17 protein-coding genes are annotated in these 21,821 nt (G+C 48.2%); all 17 read left to right on the top strand.

Translation table 11 applies throughout. The features are described from left to right. The first annotated feature begins 251 nt into the window (after positions 1-251). Complete coding sequence (murC, locus tag ACZM6M_RS07170; protein ID WP_066544595.1) at positions 252-1,637, top strand: UDP-N-acetylmuramate--L-alanine ligase; 1,386 nt, start codon at positions 252-254, stop codon at positions 1,635-1,637. Between the two features lie 292 nt (positions 1,638-1,929). Continuing rightward, on the top strand, positions 1,930-3,006 hold the full coding sequence (locus ACZM6M_RS07165) for a DnaD domain protein (protein WP_489490028.1): 1,077 nt from the start codon (positions 1,930-1,932) through the stop codon (positions 3,004-3,006). Positions 3,007-3,051: 45 nt separating this feature from the next. Beyond that, positions 3,052-4,032 (top strand): ATP-binding protein, encoded by a 981-nt coding sequence (locus tag ACZM6M_RS07160; RefSeq protein WP_317437755.1) that lies wholly within the window; start codon positions 3,052-3,054, stop codon positions 4,030-4,032. Between the two features lie 92 nt (positions 4,033-4,124). Beyond that, a complete protein-coding gene (locus ACZM6M_RS07155) occupies positions 4,125-5,294 on the top strand; it encodes a ribose-phosphate pyrophosphokinase (protein WP_066544590.1) in 1,170 nt (389 codons plus the stop codon). A 143-nt stretch (positions 5,295-5,437) separates the two neighbouring features. Beyond that, positions 5,438-6,553 carry an acyltransferase family protein gene (locus ACZM6M_RS07150; RefSeq protein WP_337434325.1) on the top strand — a complete coding sequence of 372 codons (1,116 nt, stop codon included), beginning with the start codon at positions 5,438-5,440 and terminating at the stop codon, positions 6,551-6,553. A 7-nt stretch (positions 6,554-6,560) separates the two neighbouring features. After that, the gene (locus tag ACZM6M_RS07145) at positions 6,561-7,019 is read left to right on the top strand and encodes a hypothetical protein (protein WP_296036193.1); all 459 of its coding nucleotides are present in this window, start codon (positions 6,561-6,563) and stop codon (positions 7,017-7,019) included. Beyond that, positions 6,931-8,085 (top strand): recombinase RecA, encoded by a 1,155-nt coding sequence (gene recA / locus ACZM6M_RS07140; protein ID WP_066544588.1) that lies wholly within the window; start codon positions 6,931-6,933, stop codon positions 8,083-8,085. The genes ACZM6M_RS07145 and recA overlap by 89 nt, the downstream gene beginning before the upstream one ends. After that, on the top strand, positions 8,082-8,699 hold the full coding sequence (locus ACZM6M_RS07135) for a regulatory protein RecX (protein ID WP_337434324.1): 618 nt from the start codon (positions 8,082-8,084) through the stop codon (positions 8,697-8,699). Before recA ends, ACZM6M_RS07135 begins: the two co-directional genes overlap by 4 nt. Before the next feature lie 139 nt (positions 8,700-8,838). Continuing rightward, the gene (gene rny / locus ACZM6M_RS07130; RefSeq protein ID WP_066544583.1) at positions 8,839-10,398 is read left to right on the top strand and encodes a ribonuclease Y; all 1,560 of its coding nucleotides are present in this window, start codon (positions 8,839-8,841) and stop codon (positions 10,396-10,398) included. A gap of 175 nt (positions 10,399-10,573) precedes the next feature. After that, positions 10,574-11,569, top strand: coding sequence for a hypothetical protein (locus tag ACZM6M_RS07125; protein WP_066544581.1), 996 nt, complete (start codon positions 10,574-10,576; stop codon positions 11,567-11,569). A 118-nt stretch (positions 11,570-11,687) separates the two neighbouring features. After that, positions 11,688-13,811 carry a M28 family peptidase gene (locus ACZM6M_RS07120; protein ID WP_337434323.1) on the top strand — a complete coding sequence of 708 codons (2,124 nt, stop codon included), beginning with the start codon at positions 11,688-11,690 and terminating at the stop codon, positions 13,809-13,811. A 1-nt stretch (position 13,812) separates the two neighbouring features. After that, a complete protein-coding gene (locus ACZM6M_RS07115; protein WP_489490026.1) occupies positions 13,813-14,448 on the top strand; it encodes a GNAT family N-acetyltransferase in 636 nt (211 codons plus the stop codon). Between the two features lie 178 nt (positions 14,449-14,626). Next, complete coding sequence (leuB, locus tag ACZM6M_RS07110) at positions 14,627-15,724, top strand: 3-isopropylmalate dehydrogenase (protein ID WP_337434322.1); 1,098 nt, start codon at positions 14,627-14,629, stop codon at positions 15,722-15,724. Positions 15,725-15,759: 35 nt separating this feature from the next. Then, positions 15,760-17,427 carry a dihydroxy-acid dehydratase gene (gene ilvD, locus ACZM6M_RS07105; protein WP_418926215.1) on the top strand — a complete coding sequence of 556 codons (1,668 nt, stop codon included), beginning with the start codon at positions 15,760-15,762 and terminating at the stop codon, positions 17,425-17,427. A 42-nt stretch (positions 17,428-17,469) separates the two neighbouring features. After that, entirely contained in the window at positions 17,470-19,152 is a 1,683-nt protein-coding gene (gene ilvB, locus ACZM6M_RS07100) for a biosynthetic-type acetolactate synthase large subunit (RefSeq protein WP_066544572.1), read from the top strand. Between the two features lie 267 nt (positions 19,153-19,419). After that, entirely contained in the window at positions 19,420-20,511 is a 1,092-nt protein-coding gene (gene serC, locus ACZM6M_RS07095; RefSeq protein WP_066544571.1) for a 3-phosphoserine/phosphohydroxythreonine transaminase, read from the top strand. Next, positions 20,508-21,671: a phosphoglycerate dehydrogenase gene (locus ACZM6M_RS07090; RefSeq protein WP_066544567.1), complete on the top strand. Its 1,164-nt coding sequence runs from the start codon at positions 20,508-20,510 to the stop codon at positions 21,669-21,671. Before serC ends, ACZM6M_RS07090 begins: the two co-directional genes overlap by 4 nt. Positions 21,672-21,821: the final 150 nt, after the last annotated feature.

Below are 21,821 nucleotides of genomic sequence, written 5' to 3'. Positions count from 1 at the left end.
ATGATAAAATAGGATGAACAAAGGCAGCAGTATCTTCATCCTTTGGGATTGCTGCTGTGCCGGAGCATGACATTTAAAGATCTGGCCGATAAGGTGGATCAGATGCTGTATGAAATAAAACGCGGCAGTAAAAAGGCTATCGGGTATATGGAATGCTTTTATAATTTCATATGACATTTCCGGCGGACTTTGATATAATTATAAGGAAAGCAGACAAATACATACCGTATCACAGGGAAAGGGAATAATATATGTATCAGATAGATTTTGACAAACCGGAACACATTCACTTTATTGGGATCGGAGGCATCAGTATGAGCGGGCTGGCAGAGATCCTGCTGGACGCCGGATTTACCGTATCTGGCTCTGACGCCCATGAAACGGAGCTTACCAGACATCTGACAGAGAAGGGGGCGCGGATTTATTACGGCCAGCGGGCCGCCAATATTGAACAGGAGCCGGGGATTCAGGCCGTGGTTTACACAGCGGCGATCCATGGCGACAACCCGGAGCTTATGGCAGTGCGGGCAAAGGGGCTTCCGGAGCTTACCAGAGCGGAGCTTTTAGGGGAACTGATGCGTAATTATAAGCAGTCCATAGCCATAGCCGGTACGCACGGAAAAACGACCACTACCTCTATGCTGACAGATATTCTGTTAGCCGGCGGCACAGACCCTACGATTTCTGTAGGCGGTATCCTGAAGGATATCGGCGGAAATATACGGGTAGGCGGGCCTGAATTCTTTGTCACAGAGGCCTGTGAATATACAAACAGCTTTTTATCCTTTTATCCCACTATTGAGGTGATTTTAAATATTGAAGAGGATCATCTGGATTTCTTTAAGGATATCGCGGATATCCGTCATTCCTTCCGTCTGTTTGCAGAGAAGCTTCCGGCAGGAGGCCTTCTGGTGATCAACAAAGATATTGACCGGGTGGAGGAAATTACCCGGGGACTGAACTGCCGCGTAATCACCTTCGGAAAGGATCCGTCCAGTGATTATACAGCCGGAAACATTACATATGACGAACTTGGCAGACCGTCCTATGACCTGATTGTGCAGGGAGAGGTAGTAAACCGGATTTCTCTGGGAGTAACAGGGGAGCATAACGTATACAACTCTCTGTCAGCCATTGCTGTCGCTCTGGAATTAGGTGTAGGCTTTGACGGCGTAATTGCAGGCCTCAGAAAATTTACGGGAACAGACCGGCGGTTTGAGAAAAAGGGAGAGATCGGCGGAGTAACGGTGATTGATGATTATGCCCATCATCCACAGGAGATCAGTGCTACTCTGAAGGCGGCAGAGAATTATCCCCATAAGCGCCTCTGGGTAGTATTTCAGCCCCATACCTATACCCGTACAAAGGCATTTCTGGATGAATTTGCTCAGGCTCTGTCAGGTGCTGATGAGGTGATACTGGCAGATATCTTTGCAGCCAGAGAGACGGATACACTGGGAGTCAGCTCAAGGGATATTGCAGAACGGCTGGAAAAGCTGGGTACAAGCGTCCATTATATTCCGTCCTTTGATGAGATTGAAACATTTATTCTGGAACATTGTATACACGGGGATCTGTTGATAACTATGGGCGCCGGAGATATTGTAAAAGTGGGAGAAAAGCTCCTTGGGCTGTAGTTATCCACAATATCCACATAGTTTTCAACACGAAACAGAGCTAAAAACTGTGGATGAATCATCTGATATGAAAGGATGATAGGAGATTTGGAAAACCACGGTTTTATGCGGAAAATTGACAGCTTATGGGGGAATGAGACCAGATGGGGGATGGTTTTTCCACAATATCCACATTATCCACAGAATGAGCAGTGGAAAGAAGGCCCTATTTTCTTTTAGCAGTGGATATGATATACTGTCTGCAAACATTTCCCGGACAGAAAAAGGGAAAATGCAGCAAGGAGTGGTGAAAATGAGTATGAACTGGAAGGACCGCTGGAGCATAGGGGCTACCATGGTGGCAGATGCGTTTATAGATGAATATATGGCCGGTGCCAATGGGGAATATGTAAAAGTATATCTTTATATTCTGCGTCATCAGGGTGAAGAGCTTACCGTGGAGTCTATAGCGGATGCTCTCGATCATACGGAATCCGATGTGCGGCGTGCTGTAAGCTATTGGGAAAAACTGGGGATTCTTTCCGGGGCAGAAGATGAGAAAAAGCAGGAAGGGGAGCTTCCTTGGGCTGCGGATCCGGCTGCTTCCTGCGCAGAGGCTAAGGAGGAAACGGCTGCCAGCGCAGATCGTGCTCCGGTGTATTCTGCGGCTCAGGTAAACCGGCTTTGCGGAGATGAGGAGTTTTCCCAGCTTCTTTATATTGCGCAGAAATATTTAAATAAAGTTTTTACACCAAGAGACTGTCAGGTATTTGCATGGCTCTATGAGGGCCTTGGAATGAGCAGTGAGCTCCTGGAATATCTTGTGGAATACTGTGCCCAGAACGGCCACAGTTCGGTTCGGTATCTGGAGACGGTAGCAGTGAGCTGGCATGAAAAAGGGATTAAAACATCTCAGGAGGCACGGGAGCTGGGAGCAGCTTATTCGAAAGATTCCTTTGCGGTCATGCGGGCCTTTGGAATTAACAACCGCAAGGCAGCGCCTCCTGAGCAGGCCATGATCGACAAATGGTTTAAGGAGTACGGGTTTGCCAGAGAAATCGTTTTAGAGGCCTGCAGCCGGACCATTACCGCCATCCACAGCCCCAGCTTTCAGTATGCAGACCGTATTTTAAGAGACTGGAAGAAAGCCGGCGTAAAGAAAATGGAGGATGTCCGTGTTTTGGATGCCAGACGTCAGGCTCTGGTACAGGAAAATGGCGGAGATAAGGAAAAGCGGCTTCAGCGCTATAACAGCGCATCAAAGGATGGGGGAGGGAAAAAGAACTCTCAAAACCAGTTCCATAATTTTAAACAGAGGGATACAGATTACGATGCCCTGATGTTGAAACAGGTAAAGGAATGGGTGGGCGGAGGAAGACCCCGTACATAAGGAACCGCCCCGGGAGGGCGTTACAGACTGGAAGGAGAACAGGAGATGGCACTGAGTAATTCCCAGTACGACGCAATCATGCGGGAATATGGCAGGCAGCAGCTTGAAAACCAGCATCAGCTGGAAGCACGAAGAAATGAAATTTACCGGGTGATTCCGGCAGTCCGGGAACTGGAAGCGGAGATTGCCAGCCGTTCTGTGGCCGGGGCAAAGCGGCTTTTGGCCGGGGATACGGGAGCGTTAGCGGAGCTTAGAGAAGAACTGGCAGATTTAAGGGAGCAGAAGGCTATTTTAATTCGCGCCAAAGGATATCCGGAGGACTATCTTACGCTTCATTACAGGTGCCCGGACTGTGAGGATACAGGCTGGCGCCAGGGCCGCAAATGTCACTGCTTTCTCAGGGCTCAGATGAAGCTGCTCTATGCCCAGTCCAATCTGGATCATGTGCTGGATCAGGAAAATTTTTCCAGATTATCGTATGACTATTATGACAGCAGTGAAATCATTCCGGAGCTTGGGCTGACCAATGCAGATTATATGCGCAGGGTGGTGGCAGGCTGTCGGGAATTTGCTGCAGATTTTGACCGAAAAAAGGAGAATCTACTCTTTACAGGCAGTACAGGAGTGGGGAAAACCTTTCTTACAAACTGTATTGCAAAGGAGCTGATTGATTCAGGCCATTCGGTGATCTATCTGTCGGCAGGCGATCTGTTTGAGGTGTTTTCCAGAAATAAATTCGACTATGATACCCCGGAGGATATGAGGGACACATATCGCTATATTCTGGACTGCGACCTGCTGATCATTGACGATCTGGGAACGGAGCTCAATAACAGCTTTACCTCTTCGCAGCTTTTTTACTGCATCAATGAGCGTATGAATATGAGCCGTTCCACCATTATTTCCACCAATCTGTCTTTAAAGCAGCTTCGGGATTCCTACACGGATCGTGTGACCTCCCGGATCATGCGCTATCGGATCATTCCCCTTTACGGCAGGGATATCCGTGTTTTAAAGAGGGGATAGCTTGACGAAATGCATGCAAAGATGGTATAAAGATAATAATGAACGGCAGGTGCGTTTTTGGCGCGCAGTACAAACAGGAGGATAAAGAAATCATGTTATATGAAGAGAAAGTCATTGAGACCATTCCGGTGGGCCCTCTTGGGTTGATTCCCTTAAAGAGCTGTACGGAGCTGGGAAATAAGGTGGACAGGTATCTGGTAGACTGGAGAAGAGAGCGGGAGAGCGAGCATAAATCTACCATCGCTTTCACCGGTTATCAGAGAGATTCTTATATTATCAATGCATCTACCCCCCGCTTTGGTTCCGGCGAAGGAAAGGGAATTATTGAGGAATCCGTAAGAGGCGATGACCTTTATATCATGGTGGATGTATGTAATTACAGTCTGACCTATTCCCTTTTCGGAATGACAAACCATATGTCTCCGGATGATCATTTTCAGGATTTAAAGCGTATCATCGCAGCTGCAGCAGGAAAGGCACGCAGGATCAATGTGATCATGCCATTCCTCTATGAGAGCCGCCAGCACAAGCGTTCCGGCCGTGAGTCCTTAGACTGTGCTCTGGGACTGAAGGAGCTTGTAAATATGGGCGTGGAAAATATTATTACCTTTGACGCCCACGATCCCAGAGTTCAGAATGCAATCCATTTAAAGGGCTTTGAGACGGTACAGCCGATCTACCAGTTCTTAAAGCATCTGCTTAAAAATGAGCCTGATTTAAAGATCGACAGCGATCATATGATGGTAATCAGCCCAGATGAGGGCGGTACTGGCCGCGCTATTTATTTCGCAAATATGCTGGGACTGGATATGGGTATGTTCTACAAGCGTCGCGACTACACGAAGATCGTAAACGGAAGAAATCCCATCGTGGCTCATGAGTTTTTAGGCTCCAGCGTAGAGGGAAAGGATGTTCTGATCATTGACGATATGATCTCCTCCGGCGAGAGCATGCAGGATGTAGCCAAGGAATTAAAACGCAGAAAAGCCAGAAAGGTATTTATCTGCTCTACCTTTGGCCTGTTTACAAACGGACTTGCCAGATTTGACGAATATTATGAAAAGGGCTTTATTGACCGGATCCTGACAACCAATCTGGTATATCAGACGCCGGATCTTTTACAGCGTCCTTACTATATCAATGTAGATATGAGCAAGTATATTGCCCTTATCATTGACAATCTGAACCATGATGCTTCCTTAAGCGAGCTTCTCACACCTACCAGCCGTATTAACCGTCTGCTGGAGCAGTATAGAAGCTGATTTCTAAGGCGGCAATGTTTAGGGGCTGTTTCCTGCGGGAAGCGGCCCTTTTTGGTTCTGTATCTGAATTTCATCTATTTGAAGCAGATACAGGAGCTGACTTTGATCGACTTTTGTACACACCTTTAGGAGGCTGCGGGAAAATGGATGGTGGGAAAATGGAGGAACGGGTTCAAAACACAATTTCAGAAGAAGACTGGTTCAGAAATAAGGTGTATTGGCTCAGTTTTCTGTTCAGTCTTCTGGTCGTATGGGCCCACTCTTTAAATGGAGAACTTTTTGTAACAGGGGAACAGGAACTGGAAACGGTACAGCAGCTGGAACATCTGGCAGCCAGTCAGCTGGCTCAGATTGCAGTGCCGGGTTTTTTTATGATATCTGCGTATTTATTTTACAGAAATTTCCAGCTAAACAGCCTGTTTTCCAAATGGAGATCCCGGTCAAGAACAATCCTGCTTCCCTATCTTCTCTGGAATAGTTTGTACTATGGGGCTTATGCTGCGGCAACCAGGATTCCCGCCATCTGTCAGATCATTGGAAAGCCGCCGGTTCCGCTTACTGCCGGGGAGTTTCTTAAAGCTCTGCTGCACTATGGTTATAATCCTGTGTTCTGGTATCTGTTTCAGCTGATCCTGCTTATTCTCCTGGCTCCGGTTTTGTATGTTCTTTTGAAAAAAAACGTAAGAGGTCTCCTTTTTCTGCTCTTTTTGATCCTGTGTCTATGGAAGGGAGTGTCGTTTCCCTGGCTTAATCTGGATGCTCTTTTTTATTATTCTGCGGCAGCTTTTTTTGCTTTGAGAAGGGAACAGCTGGGAAATTATCTGGAGCGCCGGCCTGCGGAGTTTCTTAAGGAACGGTGGAAGCACTTATTCATCCAGATCACAATTCTGTCGTTTTTCTTTTGGCTGCTTCAGATTACAGGCCTTCCGGCTGCTCCTCTCCATGGCCATCCTCTTCACACGGTTCTTACACGCCTGTGGGGGGTATGCACGGCGGTATGCCTGATCCGCATCATTCCCCTTCCGCCTGCCGCAGACCTCATAAAAAACAGCTTCTTTCTTTATGCGGTTCATTTTCCCTGGGTCCGCCTGCTCAATAAAACGGCGGCCCTCATTCTGCCCTCCACACCTGCCAGCGCTCTTTTTATGTTCATGCTGATGCCTGTTTTTATCATTATCATCACCTGTATCATAAGCAGCTCAATGAAAAAAAATTTTCCGGGAACCTATTTTGTCCTTTCTGGAGGCAGAGGAAGATGAAAGGGAGATGAAAGGAAAACTTCCGGTCGGGAAGACCCTTGCAAAAACAGGAAATCTATGCTATTCTGAACCTGCAGCACAGGCCATCTGTCCTGTGCTGCAGCGTCATTTCACAGCTTTTCCAGTCTTTGGATGGAGAAACCATCCGTGTCAGGGTTCTTCGCCCGGATTTACCATACAGCACGCAGCCGTACATTCTGCCGTGCAGAATCAGATCACTCTCCCCGGTATTCTGCACCAGAACGTAATAATACACCCTAAAAATCCGTTGACATTTGGATGGTTCTATACTATGATTATATTAAAAGAACATTTGTTCGGAACGAAGCGTCGTCTCCGGTTTCAGACGGAAAGAGAGATTTCATTAGGAGGAAAATATGGGCAAGGAAGAAAAGATGAGCGTAAACAGAGATATGAATCAGGAAGAAAAGTTAAAGGCCCTGGATGCGGCCCTCACACAGATTGAAAAAGCCTATGGCAAGGGTTCTGTGATGAAGCTGGGGGAATCCGGTGTGAATATGAATATAGAAACGGTTCCCACAGGTTCGATCAGTCTGGATATTGCACTGGGATTGGGCGGTGTCCCCAAGGGAAGGATTATCGAGGTATACGGTCCGGAGTCTTCCGGTAAGACCACGGTTGCGCTCCATATGGTGGCAGAAGTACAGAAACGGGGCGGTATTGCGGGCTTTATTGACGCGGAGCATGCATTGGATCCGGTTTATGCCCGGAATATTGGCGTAGATATTGATAATCTTTATATTTCTCAGCCGGATAACGGAGAGCAGGCTCTGGAGATCACAGAGACCATGGTTCGTTCCGGTGCTGTGGATATCGTGATCGTGGACTCTGTTGCAGCTCTCGTTCCAAAGGCAGAGATTGACGGAGAGATGGGGGATTCCCATGTGGGACTTCAGGCCCGTCTGATGTCTCAGGCCCTTCGAAAGCTCACTGCCATTATCAGCAAGTCTAACTGTGTGGTTATCTTTATCAATCAGCTTCGTGAAAAGGTCGGCGTTATGTTTGGAAATCCTGAGGTTACTACTGGTGGACGCGCTCTGAAGTTTTATGCGTCTGTCCGTATGGACGTCCGCAGGATAGAGACCTTAAAGCAGGGAGGGGAGGTTGTAGGAAACCGGGTCCGCGTAAAGGTTGTGAAGAATAAGATTGCTCCTCCTTTTAAAGAGGCAGAGTTTGATATCATGTTTGGAAAGGGGATTTCCAAAACAGGCGATATCCTGGATTTGGCCGTAAAGGAAAATATCGTGGAAAAGAGCGGTGCATGGTTTGCATATGGCGGTTCCAAAATCGGTCAGGGACGTGAAAATGCCAAGCAGTATCTGGCAGAGCATCCTGCGATCTGTGCAGAGATCGAGGCACAGGTGAGAGTGCGCTATCAGCTTCCGGGAGCAGAGGAGGCTGAGGCAGAGGCCAGAAAGGCAGCGCAGGCAGAGAATGTCCGGCCTGCATCCTCTCAAAGTGAAGCAAAAGAAGATCCTGCGGCAGAACCGGCAGCGGATGAAGAAGCATGAGGGTCACAGCGGTGACCCCTGTGGATAAGAGAAAGTGCAAAGTCTTCCTGGAAGAGGAGGACTTTGCTTTTCCTTTATACAGAGGGGAGGTAGAGCGGTTTCATATTCAGGAAGGCTCTGAACTGCCGGAAACTGTATATCTCCGGATCCTAGAAGAGATTTTGGTTCCCAGGGCAAAAGAGCGGGCTCTTTACCTTCTGCAGGCTCAGGGAAGGACTGGAGCACAGATGGAAACGAAGCTTTCAGGTGACGGATATCCGAAAGAGGTTATAAACAGGGTGATGGAATTTCTGAAGGAATACCGTCTGATTGATGACAGAGTCTATACAGAGAATTTTATCCGTATGAATCAGGAGAAAAAAAGCCGCCGCCAGATAGCGTTTGAGCTGCAGCAAAAGGGAGTGGATCGCCAGGATATTTCCAGGATCCTGGAAGGAAGCGCTCAGGATGACCTTGCGGCTGCCAGAAATCTTTTGAAAAAACGCCTTCGAACTGCAGATCTTTCTGATCTCAAAGAGAAAAATCGCCTGGGGGCGTATTTGGGAAGACGGGGCTTTTCCTATGACGTGATCCGCAGGGTGATGCAAGAGGTTCAAAGTGGGCAAGAGGAGTAGAAGAAGCCGTAATTTCAGGAAAAATGTTTTACAGGATGCACAAAAGCCGGGGAAATCAAGACTTGACACTCTTTACAAAAAAGTATAAAATTAATATGTTGTATTTTGTACAATGAAAACTAAATAAGGAGGTGCTCCTGTGTTACAGATAGTGGTCACTTTGATGATCGGTGCGGCAATCGCGGCTGTGATCACCTGGTTTATTGCCCATTCCGCCGGTCGTTCCTATGAGCGCAAGCAGTATGAATTAAAGGTAGGAAGCGCGGAAGAAAAGTCCAGAGAGATCATTGACGAAGCCTTAAAGACCGCAGAGACAAAGAAGCGAGAAGCTCTCCTGGAAGCCAAGGAAGAATCTTTAAAGACAAAGAATGAACTGGAAAAGGAAACCAAGGAAAGAAGAGCGGAACTTCAGCGTTATGAAAAGCGTGTGCTGAGCAAGGAAGAAAACGTTGAAAAGAAGGCAGATGCCATGGAAAAGAAGGAGGCAGATCTGATCAGAAGGGAGAATATACTCGGCAAAAGAACGGCTGAGGTAGAAGCCCAGTATGAGCAGGGAATACAGGAATTGGAACGGATATCCGGTCTGACCTCCGAACAGGCAAAAGATTATCTTTTAAAATCTGTTGAAGAAGACGTAAAACATGACACAGCTAAACTGATCAAGGAACTTGAAAACAAGGCAAAAGAAGAAGCTGATAAGAAAGCCAGGAATCTGGTTGTCACAGCCATCCAGCGCTGTGCGGCAGACCATGTGGCTGAAACTACAGTATCTGTGGTACAGCTTCCCAATGATGAGATGAAGGGCCGCATTATCGGCCGTGAGGGACGGAATATCCGTACTCTGGAAACACTGACAGGTGTGGAATTGATCATCGACGATACTCCCGAAGCGGTTGTTTTATCCGGGTTTGACCCCATCCGCAGGGAAGTAGCAAGAATCGCATTGGAGCGTTTGATTGTGGACGGACGGATCCATCCGGCCAGAATCGAGGAAATGGTAGAAAAAGCACGGAGAGAAGTGGAAAACAATATGCGGGAAGAGGGCGAAGCTGCCTGTCTCGAAGTTGGTATCCACGGAATTCATCCGGAACTGGTAAAGCTGCTTGGAAGGATGAAATTCAGGACAAGCTATGGACAGAATGCCTTAAAGCATTCCATCGAAGTAGCGCAGTTATCGGGGCTTTTAGCATCAGAACTTGGGGTGGATGTGCGTTTGGCAAAACGTGCTGGATTGTTACATGACATTGGTAAATCCGTTGACCATGATATGGAAGGCACCCATGTACAGCTGGGAGCAGACCTGTGCAGAAAGTACAAGGAGTCTGCAGTTGTATTGAATGCGGTAGAATCCCATCATGGCGATGTTGAACCTACCAGCCTTATCTCCTGTATCGTTCAGGCGGCAGATACGATTTCTGCTGCAAGACCCGGTGCAAGACGTGAGACGCTGGAGACATATACAAACAGATTGAAACAGTTAGAAGATATCACAAACTCCTTTAAGGGAGTAGACAAATCTTTTGCTATTCAGGCAGGCCGTGAGGTTCGTATTATGGTTGTTCCTGAGCAGATCAGCGATGACGATATGGTATTGCTGGCAAGGGAAGTATCCAAGCGCATTGAAAGCGAACTGGAATATCCGGGACAGATCAAGGTAAATGTGATCCGTGAATCCAGGGTAACCGATTACGCGAAATAGGAAGAAAGCTTCGTCAGGAGAACAGCTGGCGGAGCTTTCTTTGTGTGGGAACGCGATAAAAAGGAATGACAGGCAAATGGAATTGTAAGGAAAAATTCATTGACACTCCATGTGAAAATTTATATTCTAGTGATAGGATCGCATCTAATATATACAAGAACAGGGAGGTTTGCATATGATACATTTAAAAAAGAGGCTGGCCTTTGGACTGGCTGCAGGACTTTTGGCAGCCTGTATAACAGTTCCTGTTTATGGAGCAAGCCGTAAAAAGATCACATCTATTTCACTGACAATCAAGGCGGATATTGAGGCAGATACAGATTATGGCGATGAGACGATTGAAATTGAAAGCAGCAGCAGCCGTTACAATGTAGACGGTTATGAGGTAATGAACGAAGGGTTTGGATGGACGGAGGATACGGTTCCGGAAATCCGGATTATGCTTACTGCCAATGACGATTATTATTTTACATCTCTTGGAACGGATAAGATTACCCTGAAGGGTGGAGCTGAGTTTAAAAAGGCTACCAGACAGGATTCCAGTGAAACACTGCTTTTGGATGTTACCCTTCCTTCCATGCAGAATTCCTTAAAGGATATGGAAGGTGTAACGCTTTCTCAGGAAGGGATTGCGTCATGGCCTGTCATCGGCACAGCGGGAAGTTATGAAGTGAGAGTATACAGGGGAGATAAAATTGTAGGAGCTTCCCTGACAACGGAGACAAACAGCATCAACTGCCGGGAGCGCATGTTAAAGCCAAATGAATCTTACATGGTAAAGGTCCGTGCTGTGAATAAGTTTGATCCGACCATTAAGGGCGAGTGGGTTTCCTCCAACACCATCTATGTAAATGGTGGGCAGGCCGCTGCCTTCCGGGAGAATCCGGATGGTGCAGGAGTAGAGGGAGGATCAGGAGCAGCCGGTGAGTGGAAACAGACAGAAGACGGAAGATGGTGGTATGATCAGGGAGACGGAACGTATCCTGCTGGAGGCTGGCTGGAAATTGGACATAAGTGGTATTTCTTTGACGCAGAGGGCTATATGCAGACAGGATGGATTCCCTGGAATGAAAAGGAGTATTATTGCTCTGAAAATGGAGATATGCTCACAAACTGCATTACTCCGGATCATTATCTGGTAGGAGAGGACGGAGCCAAAATTGCTCAGTAGAAGAGAGGCGGCTGTCAACAAAAATGGAACATCAGGTGCAGCAGGAGGAAACTCCGGCCGCGCCTTTTTTCCTTAAAGCGTTTACAAAACAGGCAAGAAGCAAGTGAGGTAACAGAAAATGGATAAATGGAAGAATTGGGAACAGAAGTTGATCGAAGCAGTCGATACAGAATATTCCTACCGTCTGGCAAAGAGGATGGAGGAACCAAAAACCAATCCTGTACTGGGATACCGGACTGCCGGATCCAAAGCAGAGCTTGAGACCGGGGATATTCTGTTTGAGGAAATGAAGCGTCTGGGGCTTTCGGATGTGCATAAGGATAAGATCTGCGTGGACAGCTGGGATTTCCACCATGCAGTGCTGCGCTATAAAGACCGTGAAGGAAAGGAGCATGAATTTCAGCTGGGAGCATACCAGACAGAGTTTCATACAGAAGGCTTTCAGAAGTTTTCCATGGTATATCTGGGCCGAGGAACGGCAGAACAGTATGAAAATATAGATGTCACAGGCAAACTGGTCCTCATTGATATCAATCAGAGAGAAGAGTGGTGGATTAATTTTCCGGTCTATCAGGCTCATTTAAAGGGAGCGGCGGCTCTGATCGCAGTTCAGGATAACGGATATGGGGAAATACATAATACGGCCTTAAATGCGCAGGATATCGCAGGACCGAAGGAGGCTGCTGCTTTTTCTATTTCTCAGGCGGACGCAGCTGTGCTCAAAGCAGATCTGGCGTTGGCGGCAGCGGAAGGACACCGGGCATATGGGGAGACAACGGTGCTGTTTGACGCCTGTTCTTCGGTCATCAGAGATCAGGAAACCTTTAATATTGTAGGAAGCATCCCAGGGCGTGAGACGGATTCCATGATCCTGCTATCGGCCCATTACGATTCCTATTTTACGGGCTTTCAGGATGATAATGCGGCAGTTGCCATGATGTTTGGCATTGCAAGGGCTATTTTAAAGACAGGATATAAGCCGAATAAGACGCTGGTGTTCTGCGCGCTGGCTGCGGAGGAGTGGGGCGTAGTGAATTCCAAATATGACTGGTCTGCCGGAGCCTATGAGCAGGTCTTCACAGCCCGGCCGGAATGGCAGGGAAAGGTGTTTGCAGACTTAAATTTCGAACTTCCGGCTCATGCTCACGGCCCGAAAGACGGAGTGAGGTGTACATATGAATATGCTTCGTTTATGGAAGAATTTGTAAAACGCATTAACAACATACCGACTGCTTATCCGGAAGGGCTGGAAGTGGTATATCCCATCCAGACCTGGTCAGATGATTTTTCCATGGCTATTGCGGGAATCCCGTCTATGGTAAATGAATTTAGTGCGGGAGAGTTTATGGAGACCCATTACCATTCCCAGTTTGACAATGAACAGTATTATCAGGAGGACGTATTCCGTTTCCACCATGAGCTCTATGGCAGACTGGTACTTGCCATTGACCGGGCGGCAGTGGTTCCGCTGGACTTTGGACGATTGTTTCAGGCAGTAAAAGCCAGTGTAGACCCGGATATGTGCGGCAGAACCGGAGCCGGTGAGGAAGAACTTTTAAAAAAGCTGAACCGGGCAGGGAAACTGGCAGAAGATTTGTACGACAGAGTAAAGGCTGTGAACCACAGATATGGTGAGCTTTTGGAAGCTGATAGGGAGAATGGACAGGGGGAAGGAACAGAGAACGATCTGCGGAAATTAGAGCGCTGCTGCCGGGAGTTTAACCGCCGCCTGCTTTATATATTCAGAAAGGAACAGGATTATTTTGTGCGTTTGAACTGGCATGACGAAGTGCTGTTTCCTCAGGAAGCAGCAGGAAGCAATCTGGAAGCTATTTACAAGGCACTGGATTGTCTGCGCCAGGGAGATGCTCAGGGCAGTCTGGATGCCGTATATGGGATTGACAATAATCGTTATGCCTTCCAATTTGACCGTGAGGTGTTCAGGTATTTTACGGAATATGTGCTTAATCAGCCGGCAGACCGGCTGAAATGGGGAGCAGGACGTATCATACGCCATGAAAATCTGTTTGAACTTGTGACTGATCTGAAGAACGCTCAGGAAACAGTTGGAGGCCATGGGGCAGATCTGAAGAATGAATATGAGAGACTTCTTAAGGTAGCAGGAAACCAGGAACAGTGCTACCGGGATGATATCCGGTATATGGAAGCTTCTGTGGAAAAGCTGATCGGACAGATGGAAGAGTGCCTGAAGGTTTTTGACAGGGAGGTGCAGTTTTCGTAATATGGAAAGTGATAAATTATACAGGGTAAAAAAAGAGGATCTGCCCAGGCTTCAGGAGCTTTTGGTGGAATGTTTTTCTGGAGATCCTCTGTACTGCCAGCTGATCCCGGATCAGGAAACAAGAAATAGGCTGCTTCCGGAGCTGTTTGAATGCGATCTCACGGAATTTTTTGAAACCTGTGAAATTTTTGCGGAAAGTCCTGATATGAATGCTCTGTTGGTCGTATCAGATGAATCGGAACCCTATAATCCTCTGACCTTTTATCTGGCAGAGGCCTGGGCCGGCCTGAGAACGGACGAGTATCTGATAAAAGAAGATCCCAGTTTAAAGACACTGTGGAATTTTGTAAAAGGGCGGGATTATTTAAATTCCCGCTGGACCGATCAGCTTCATCAGGAGGAACGCCTTCATGTGATCTATCTGGCAGTACGCCCCACTATGCAGCACCACGGGCTGGCGGCTGTTCTCATGGAAGAGGTGATCGAATACGCTCAGTCTCATCACCTGATGGTGTCTCTTGAAACACATAATCCGGCCAATGTTCCCATGTACGAGCATTTCGGCTTTAAGATCTTTGGAATTGTACAGAAAAACTTTGACCTTAAGCAGTACTGCATGATCCGGGAATTCAGGTAGAAGATAAATGCGGTATAACCTTTGATTATACAGGCAATTCCAAAATTGTATATTTGCAAGTACAAAAATTCAGACAGAACGGTTGAAATACACCCCTTTATGAGATATGATAAAAAGAAATTGTCAGCGATAGGAAAGATATAACCTGAGTGAATAGTAATAAAGGGGGAATGCTGGAATGGATTATAATGTAACTCTGATTCCCGGAGATGGGATTGGTCCTGAGATTGTAAGAGAAGCCAAAAAGGTGATGGATCGTGTGGGAGAAGTATATGGTCATTGCTTTCAATATAAAGAGATCCTGATGGGCGGCTGTTCCATTGACGCATATGGAGTGCCCCTTACAGATGAGGCGATGGAGACTGCCAGAGAGAGTGACGCAGTCCTTTTAGGAGCAGTGGGAGGAGATGTGGGAAATTCCCGCTGGTATGATGTGGCACCGGATAAGCGTCCTGAGGCAGGGCTGTTAGCCATCCGCAAGGGACTGGGACTCTTTGCCAACATCCGTCCGGCCTATCTCTACAGCCAGCTTGCAAAGGCCTGTCCCTTAAAGGAAGAAATCATCGGAGACGGCTTTGACATGGTGATCGTGAGGGAACTCACGGGAGGCTTGTATTTCGGAGCACGTCATACAGAAGAGGTAGACGGGGTTATGACAGCCGTGGATACCCTTACCTACAATGAGAAGGAAATCCGCCGTATTGCGGTAAAAGCCTTTGATATCGCCATGAAGCGGCGCAAAAAGGTTACCAGCGTGGATAAGGCCAACGTGCTGGATTCCTCCAGGCTCTGGAGAAAGGTAGTGGAGGGAGTGGCAAAGGACTACCCGGAGGTAGAGCTGTCCCATATGCTGGTGGACAACTGCGCCATGCAGCTGGTGATGAATCCGGGGCAGTTTGACGTGATCCTTACGGAAAATATGTTTGGCGATATTCTTTCCGACGAAGCCAGCATGATCACAGGCTCTATCGGTATGCTGTCCTCCGCCAGCTTAAATGAAACCCGCTTCGGCCTTTATGAGCCAAGCCACGGCTCCGCGCCGGATATTGCGGGAAAGGATCTTGCAAACCCCATTGCGACGATACTTTCTGCCGCAATGATGCTGCGGTATTCCTTTGACCTGGATCAGGAGGCTGATGCAGTGGAGGAGGCAGTCCGCCAGGTACTGGAGGACGGATACCGCACAGGCGATATTATGGCTGAAGGCTGCAAAAAGGTGGGTACCAGAGAAATGGGCGATCAGATTGCAGCGCGCATCTGCCGGACAGAGGCTTAAATACAGAAATAACCCCATAAAAGGAGATCGGACATATGAAAAGTGATGCAGTAAAGACCGGTATGCAGCAGGCGCCTCACCGCTCCCTGTTTAATGCCCTTGGAATGACGGAAGAAGAGATGAAAAAGCCCATGGTGGGTATTGTAAGCTCCTATAATGAGATCGTGCCGGGCCATATGAATCTGGATAAAATTGTGGAGGCTGTAAAACTGGGCGTAGCCATGGCAGGAGGTACTCCGGTGGTGTTTCCGGCTATTGCAGTCTGCGACGGCATTGCCATGGGCCATATCGGCATGAAATATTCTCTGGTAACAAGAGACCTGATTGCAGATTCTACAGAGTGCATGGCGCTGGCCCACCAGTTTGACGCCCTTGTTATGGTTCCCAACTGCGATAAAAATGTGCCGGGGCTTCTGATGGCTGCAGCCAGGATCAATGTGCCTACCGTATTTGTCAGCGGCGGCCCCATGCTGGCAGGCCACGTAAAGGGACACAAGACCAGTCTTTCCAGTATGTTTGAGGCAGTGGGTGCCTATACAGCCGGAACCATTACCGAGGAAGACGTAAAAGAATACGAGAGAAAAACCTGCCCTACCTGCGGCTCCTGCTCCGGCATGTATACAGCTAACAGCATGAACTGCTTAACAGAGGTTCTGGGAATGGGGCTTAAGGGCAACGGAACCATCCCGGCTGTTTACTCCGAACGTATTAAGCTGGCAAAGCACGCCGGCATGCAGGTTATGGAGATGTACCGCAGAAATATCCGACCAAGGGATATTATGACAAAAGAAGCCTTTATGAATGCTATGACTATGGACATGGCCCTGGGCTGCTCCACCAACAGTATGCTCCATCTTCCGGCCATTGCTCATGAGGCGGGCGTGGATTTAAACGTGGATATTGCCAATGAGATCAGCGCCAGAACCCCGAATCTCTGCCACCTGGCTCCTGCAGGCCCTACCTATATGGAGGACTTAAACGAGTCCGGAGGCATCTATGCGGTGATGAACGAGATCAGCAAGAAGGGACTTTTAAATCTGGACTGCATGACCGTAACGGGAAAGACCGTGGGAGAAAATATAAAGAATTGTCCAAACTTAAATCCAGAGGTGATCCGCCCGGTAGAAAATCCCTACAGCCAGACCGGCGGCATCGCCATCCTAAAGGGCAATCTGGCCCCGGATTCCGCCGTGGTAAAGCGTTCTGCCGTTGCGCCTGAGATGTTAAAGCATGAAGGTCCGGCCAGAGTCTTTGACTGTGAGGAGGATGCTATTGCAGCCATCAAGGGAGGAAAGATCGTTGCGGGAGATGTAGTTGTGATCCGCTATGAAGGCCCCAAGGGCGGCCCCGGTATGAGAGAGATGCTCAATCCTACCTCCGCTATTGCAGGAATGGGACTGGGCTCTACGGTAGCTCTGATCACGGACGGACGGTTCTCCGGCGCTTCCAGAGGCGCTTCCATCGGCCATGCATCCCCGGAGGCAGCAGTGGGCGGCCCTATTGCACTGGTGGAAGAAGGAGACCGGATTTCCATTGATATTGACAATCATTCCCTGAATGTCCTTGTATCCGATGAGGAGCTGGAAGCAAGAAGGGCAAAATGGCAGCCCAGAGAACCGAAGGTGACCTCGGGGTATCTGGCAAGATATGCCTCCCTTGTGACCTCCGCGGACAAGGGCGCTATTCTTCAGGTAAAGCAGTAAGAAGATAAAATCAAAATCCCTTTGAGAAGGAGTAACAGGACTATGAGTAAATTGACGGGGGCAGAAATCGTTATTGAATGTTTAAAGGAACAGGGAGTGGACACGGTGTTTGGCTATCCGGGCGGAGCCATCCTGAATATATACGATGCGCTGTATCAGCATCAGCATGAGATTACCCATATTCTTACCTCTCATGAGCAGGGCGCTTCCCATGCGGCAGACGGATATGCCAGAGCCACAGGAAAAGTAGGAGTGTGCCTGGCTACTTCCGGCCCCGGTGCGACCAATCTGGTAACAGGAATCGCCACCGCCTATATGGACTCCGTTCCCGTAGTTGCCATTACCTGCAACGTAGCTAACAGCCTGCTGGGAAAGGACAGTTTCCAGGAGATTGATATTACAGGCGTTACCATGCCCATTACCAAGTACAATTTCATTGTAAAAGATATAAATAAGCTGGCAAAGGTGATTCGCCGTGCTTTCACGATAGCCCAGACCGGCCGTCCCGGCCCGGTGCTGATCGATATCACAAAAGATGTGACTGCGGCTGTATGTGAATATGAGCCTCAGGCTCCGGAGCCTATTGTGCGTCAGAGCGATTCCATTTTAGAGGAGGATGTGGAGCAGGCTATTTCCATGATCCGCAAAGCTCAGAAGCCCTTTATTTTTGTAGGAGGCGGAGCTGTGATCTCCAATGCATCGGAGGAATTGCGGGCATTTGCCAAAAAAATACAGGCTCCAGTGGCGGACAGCCTGATGGGAAAGGGTGCTTATGACGGCACCGATGAGCTTTATACAGGCATGGTAGGCATGCACGGCACAAAAACCTCAAATTTCGGTATCACAGAGGCAGATCTGCTGATCGTAGTGGGAGCACGCTTCAGCGACCGCGTGACGGGAAATGCCTCCAAATTTGCAAAAAATGCCAAAATTCTCCAGATTGATATTGACCGTGCGGAAATCAATAAAAATATCCATGTGGATGCCCGTATCATCGGAGACGCCAAGGTCATCTTGAGAAAGCTCAATGCCAGGCTGGATCCCATCAACCATGACGAATGGATCGCCCATATTGAGCGGATGAAGGATATGTATCCTCTGCGTTACGACAAGTCTGTGCTTACAGGGCCGTTTATCATACAGACCATCAATGAGATGACAAAGGGAGACGCTGTGATCGTCACTGAGGTGGGACAGCATCAGATGTGGGCGGCCCAGTATTATGAATACCGCTATCCCAGATCCCTTTTAACCTCCGGCGGTCTGGGAACCATGGGCTATGGCCTGGGAGCAGCCATTGGAGCCAAGATGGGCTGTAAGGACAAGACGGTGATCAATATTGCCGGAGACGGCTGCTTCCGCATGAATATGAACGAGATCGCTACTGCCACCCGTTACAATATCCCTGTGATTCAGGTGATATTAAATAATCATGTGCTGGGAATGGTGCGTCAGTGGCAGACGCTCTTTTACGGAAAGCGCTATTCCCAGACGGTGCTCAATGATGCAGTGGACTTTGTAAAGATTGCAGAGGCCATGGGCGCAAAGGCGTACCGTGTGACCCAGAAGGAGGAGCTGGAGCCGGTTTTAAGAGAGGCCATCAGCCTGAATATTCCCGTTGTGATCGACTGTCAGATCGGCTGTGATGACAAGGTATTTCCCATGGTATCTCCGGGAGCACCCATTGCAGATGCCTTTGATGATACAGATTTGAAAATTGGATAGTAAATATACAGCCGGCAGGAAGGTATTAAGTCGCCTTCCTGATCTGGCTGTATTTTTTTGGAAATACTAAGAGAAAAGAAAAAATATTCTGAAATTTATGCTTGAAAATTTCGTAAAAAAGGAGTATAGTGTTTTCAACGCATTATCACTACATCATGATAAAGCGAATATAGGCGGACAGTCTGCATAGTGAAAAACTGTCTGCATATATATAAATACAGGTGCAGGGAAAAAAATGAAAGGCACCCAGAATAAGGAGGAGACAGGATGAGCAGAGTTTATAATTTTTCCGCAGGTCCGGCTGTGCTGCCGGAGGCTGTTCTGAAGGAAGCTGCAGCAGAGATGCTGGATTACAGAGGCACTGGAATGTCAGTGATGGAGATGAGCCACCGTTCAAAATCATACGATGACATTATCAAGGCTGCGGAATCAGATCTGCGGGACCTTTTACAGATTCCTGATAATTACCGGGTGCTTTTCATGCAGGGCGGCGCATCCCAGCAGTTCGCCATGGTTCCCATGAACCTGATGAAGAACCGGGTAGCAGATTACATTATCACCGGACAGTGGGCGAAAAAGGCCCATAAGGAAGCCGGGATGTACGGACAGGCAAATGCTGTTGCATCCAGTGCAGACAAGACATTTTCCTATATTCCTGACTGTTCCGATCTTCCCATTTCAGAAAATGCGGACTATGTGTATATCTGTGAGAACAACACCATTTACGGAACCAAGTTCTGGACCCTTCCCAATACAAAGGGCAAGGATCTGGTGGCAGACCAGTCTTCCTGCTTCTTATCTGAGCCGGTGGATGTGACGAAATACGGCCTTATTTTTGCAGGTGCCCAGAAAAATGTAGGACCTGCAGGAACGGTCATTGCCATTATCAGAGAGGATCTGATCCGAGAGGATGTACTGGATGGAACACCCACCATGCTGCGCTACAAGACCCATGCGGATGCAGGCTCCCTGTACAACACCCCCCCTACCTATGGCATTTACATCTGCGGCAAGGTATTTAAGTGGCTAAAGGAAATGGGCGGTCTGGAGGAAATGAAAAAGCGCAACGAGAAGAAGGCAAAGCTTCTCTATGATTTCCTGGATCAGAGCCGTCTCTTTAAGGGAACAGTGGAAAAGAAGGACCGTTCCCTTATGAATGTTCCTTTTATCACGGGAAATGAGGAAATGGATGCGCTTTTTGTAAAGGAGTCTAAGGCAGCGGGTCTTGAAAACTTAAAGGGACACCGTACCGTAGGAGGCATGAGAGCCAGCATTTACAATGCAATGCCCATGGAGGGCGTGGAGAAGCTGGTAGCCTTTATGGATGAGTTTGAGAAGAAATGGGGGCAGGGGAAATGAAAAAGATTCAGTGCTTAAATCCAATTGCTGCCTGCGGAACCGAGCTGTTCCCGGCAGATTATACCTTTACCGATCAGATGGCAGAGGCAGATGCGGTTCTGGTGCGCAGCGCCTCCATGCATGAGCTGGAGCTTCCGGAAGGACTTCTGGCCGTAGGCCGTGCCGGAGCCGGTGTGAATAATATCCCTCTGGATGAATGTGCCAAAAAGGGAATCGTGGTATTTAATACTCCGGGAGCCAATGCAAACGGCGTAAAGGAGCTGGTTTTGGCAGGGCTCTTCCTGGCTTCCAGAGATATTGCAGGAGGACTTGCATGGTGTAAGGAAAATGCCGCAGATCCCCAGATTGCGAAGACAACGGAAAAGAGCAAAAAGGCCTTTGCAGGCTGTGAAATAAAGGGAAAGAAATTGGGTGTCATCGGTCTTGGAGCCATCGGCGCAGAAGTGGCAAACGCAGCTACCCATCTGGGAATGGATGTATATGGCTATGATCCCTATATCTCTGTTAATGCCGCCTGGAGGCTTTCCAGAAATGTAAAGCATATTACCAATGTGGACACCATTTTCCAGGAGTGTGATTACATAACCGTTCATGTGCCGCTTATGGAGTCTACAAAGGGCATGATTAATAAAGAAAAGCTGGACATGATGAAGGATGGCGTGGTAGTATTAAACTTTGCCAGAGACACACTGGTAAATGATGACGATATGGCAGAGGCGCTGGCATCCGGTAAGGTGGCCCGCTATGTAAGCGACTTCCCCAATCCCAAAGCAGCCAATATGGATCGTGTGATCCTGACGCCTCATCTGGGAGCATCCACAAAGGAGTCTGAGGATAACTGTGCAGTGATGGCTGTTAAAGAGCTGACGGATTATCTGGAAAATGGAAACATCCGCAATTCCGTGAATTTCCCGGCCTGCGATATGGGTGTATGCCAGGCGGAGAGCCGGATCGCGGTGCTTCATATGAATATCCCAAATATGATCGGACAGATTACGGGAATTCTGGCAGCCCAGGGCGTAAATATTACGGACATGACAAATAAGAGCCGTGATAAGTATGCTTATACGCTTCTGGATCTGGAGCATAAGCCGGAAGCGGCTACCATTGAGAAATTAAAAGCCATCGAGGGTGTGCTCAGGGTGCGCAAGGTAAAATAAGTGATAATGAAGCCTGTGATGTTAAGGCATCGGCAGTGTGAATTGTAAGAGCCTTCATGGCCGGCCGGCTGTGGAGGCTTTTTGGTCTCTGCGATCAGCCGGATGGCTGTGAGGGCTTTTTGAGTCTCTGGCCTCTGCGGACAGGGAGAA

This window comes from Enterocloster sp. (assembly GCF_057861365.1).
The sequence above is the reverse complement of the archived record's forward strand: the minus strand, read 5'-3'. Positions and strand labels throughout refer to the sequence as shown.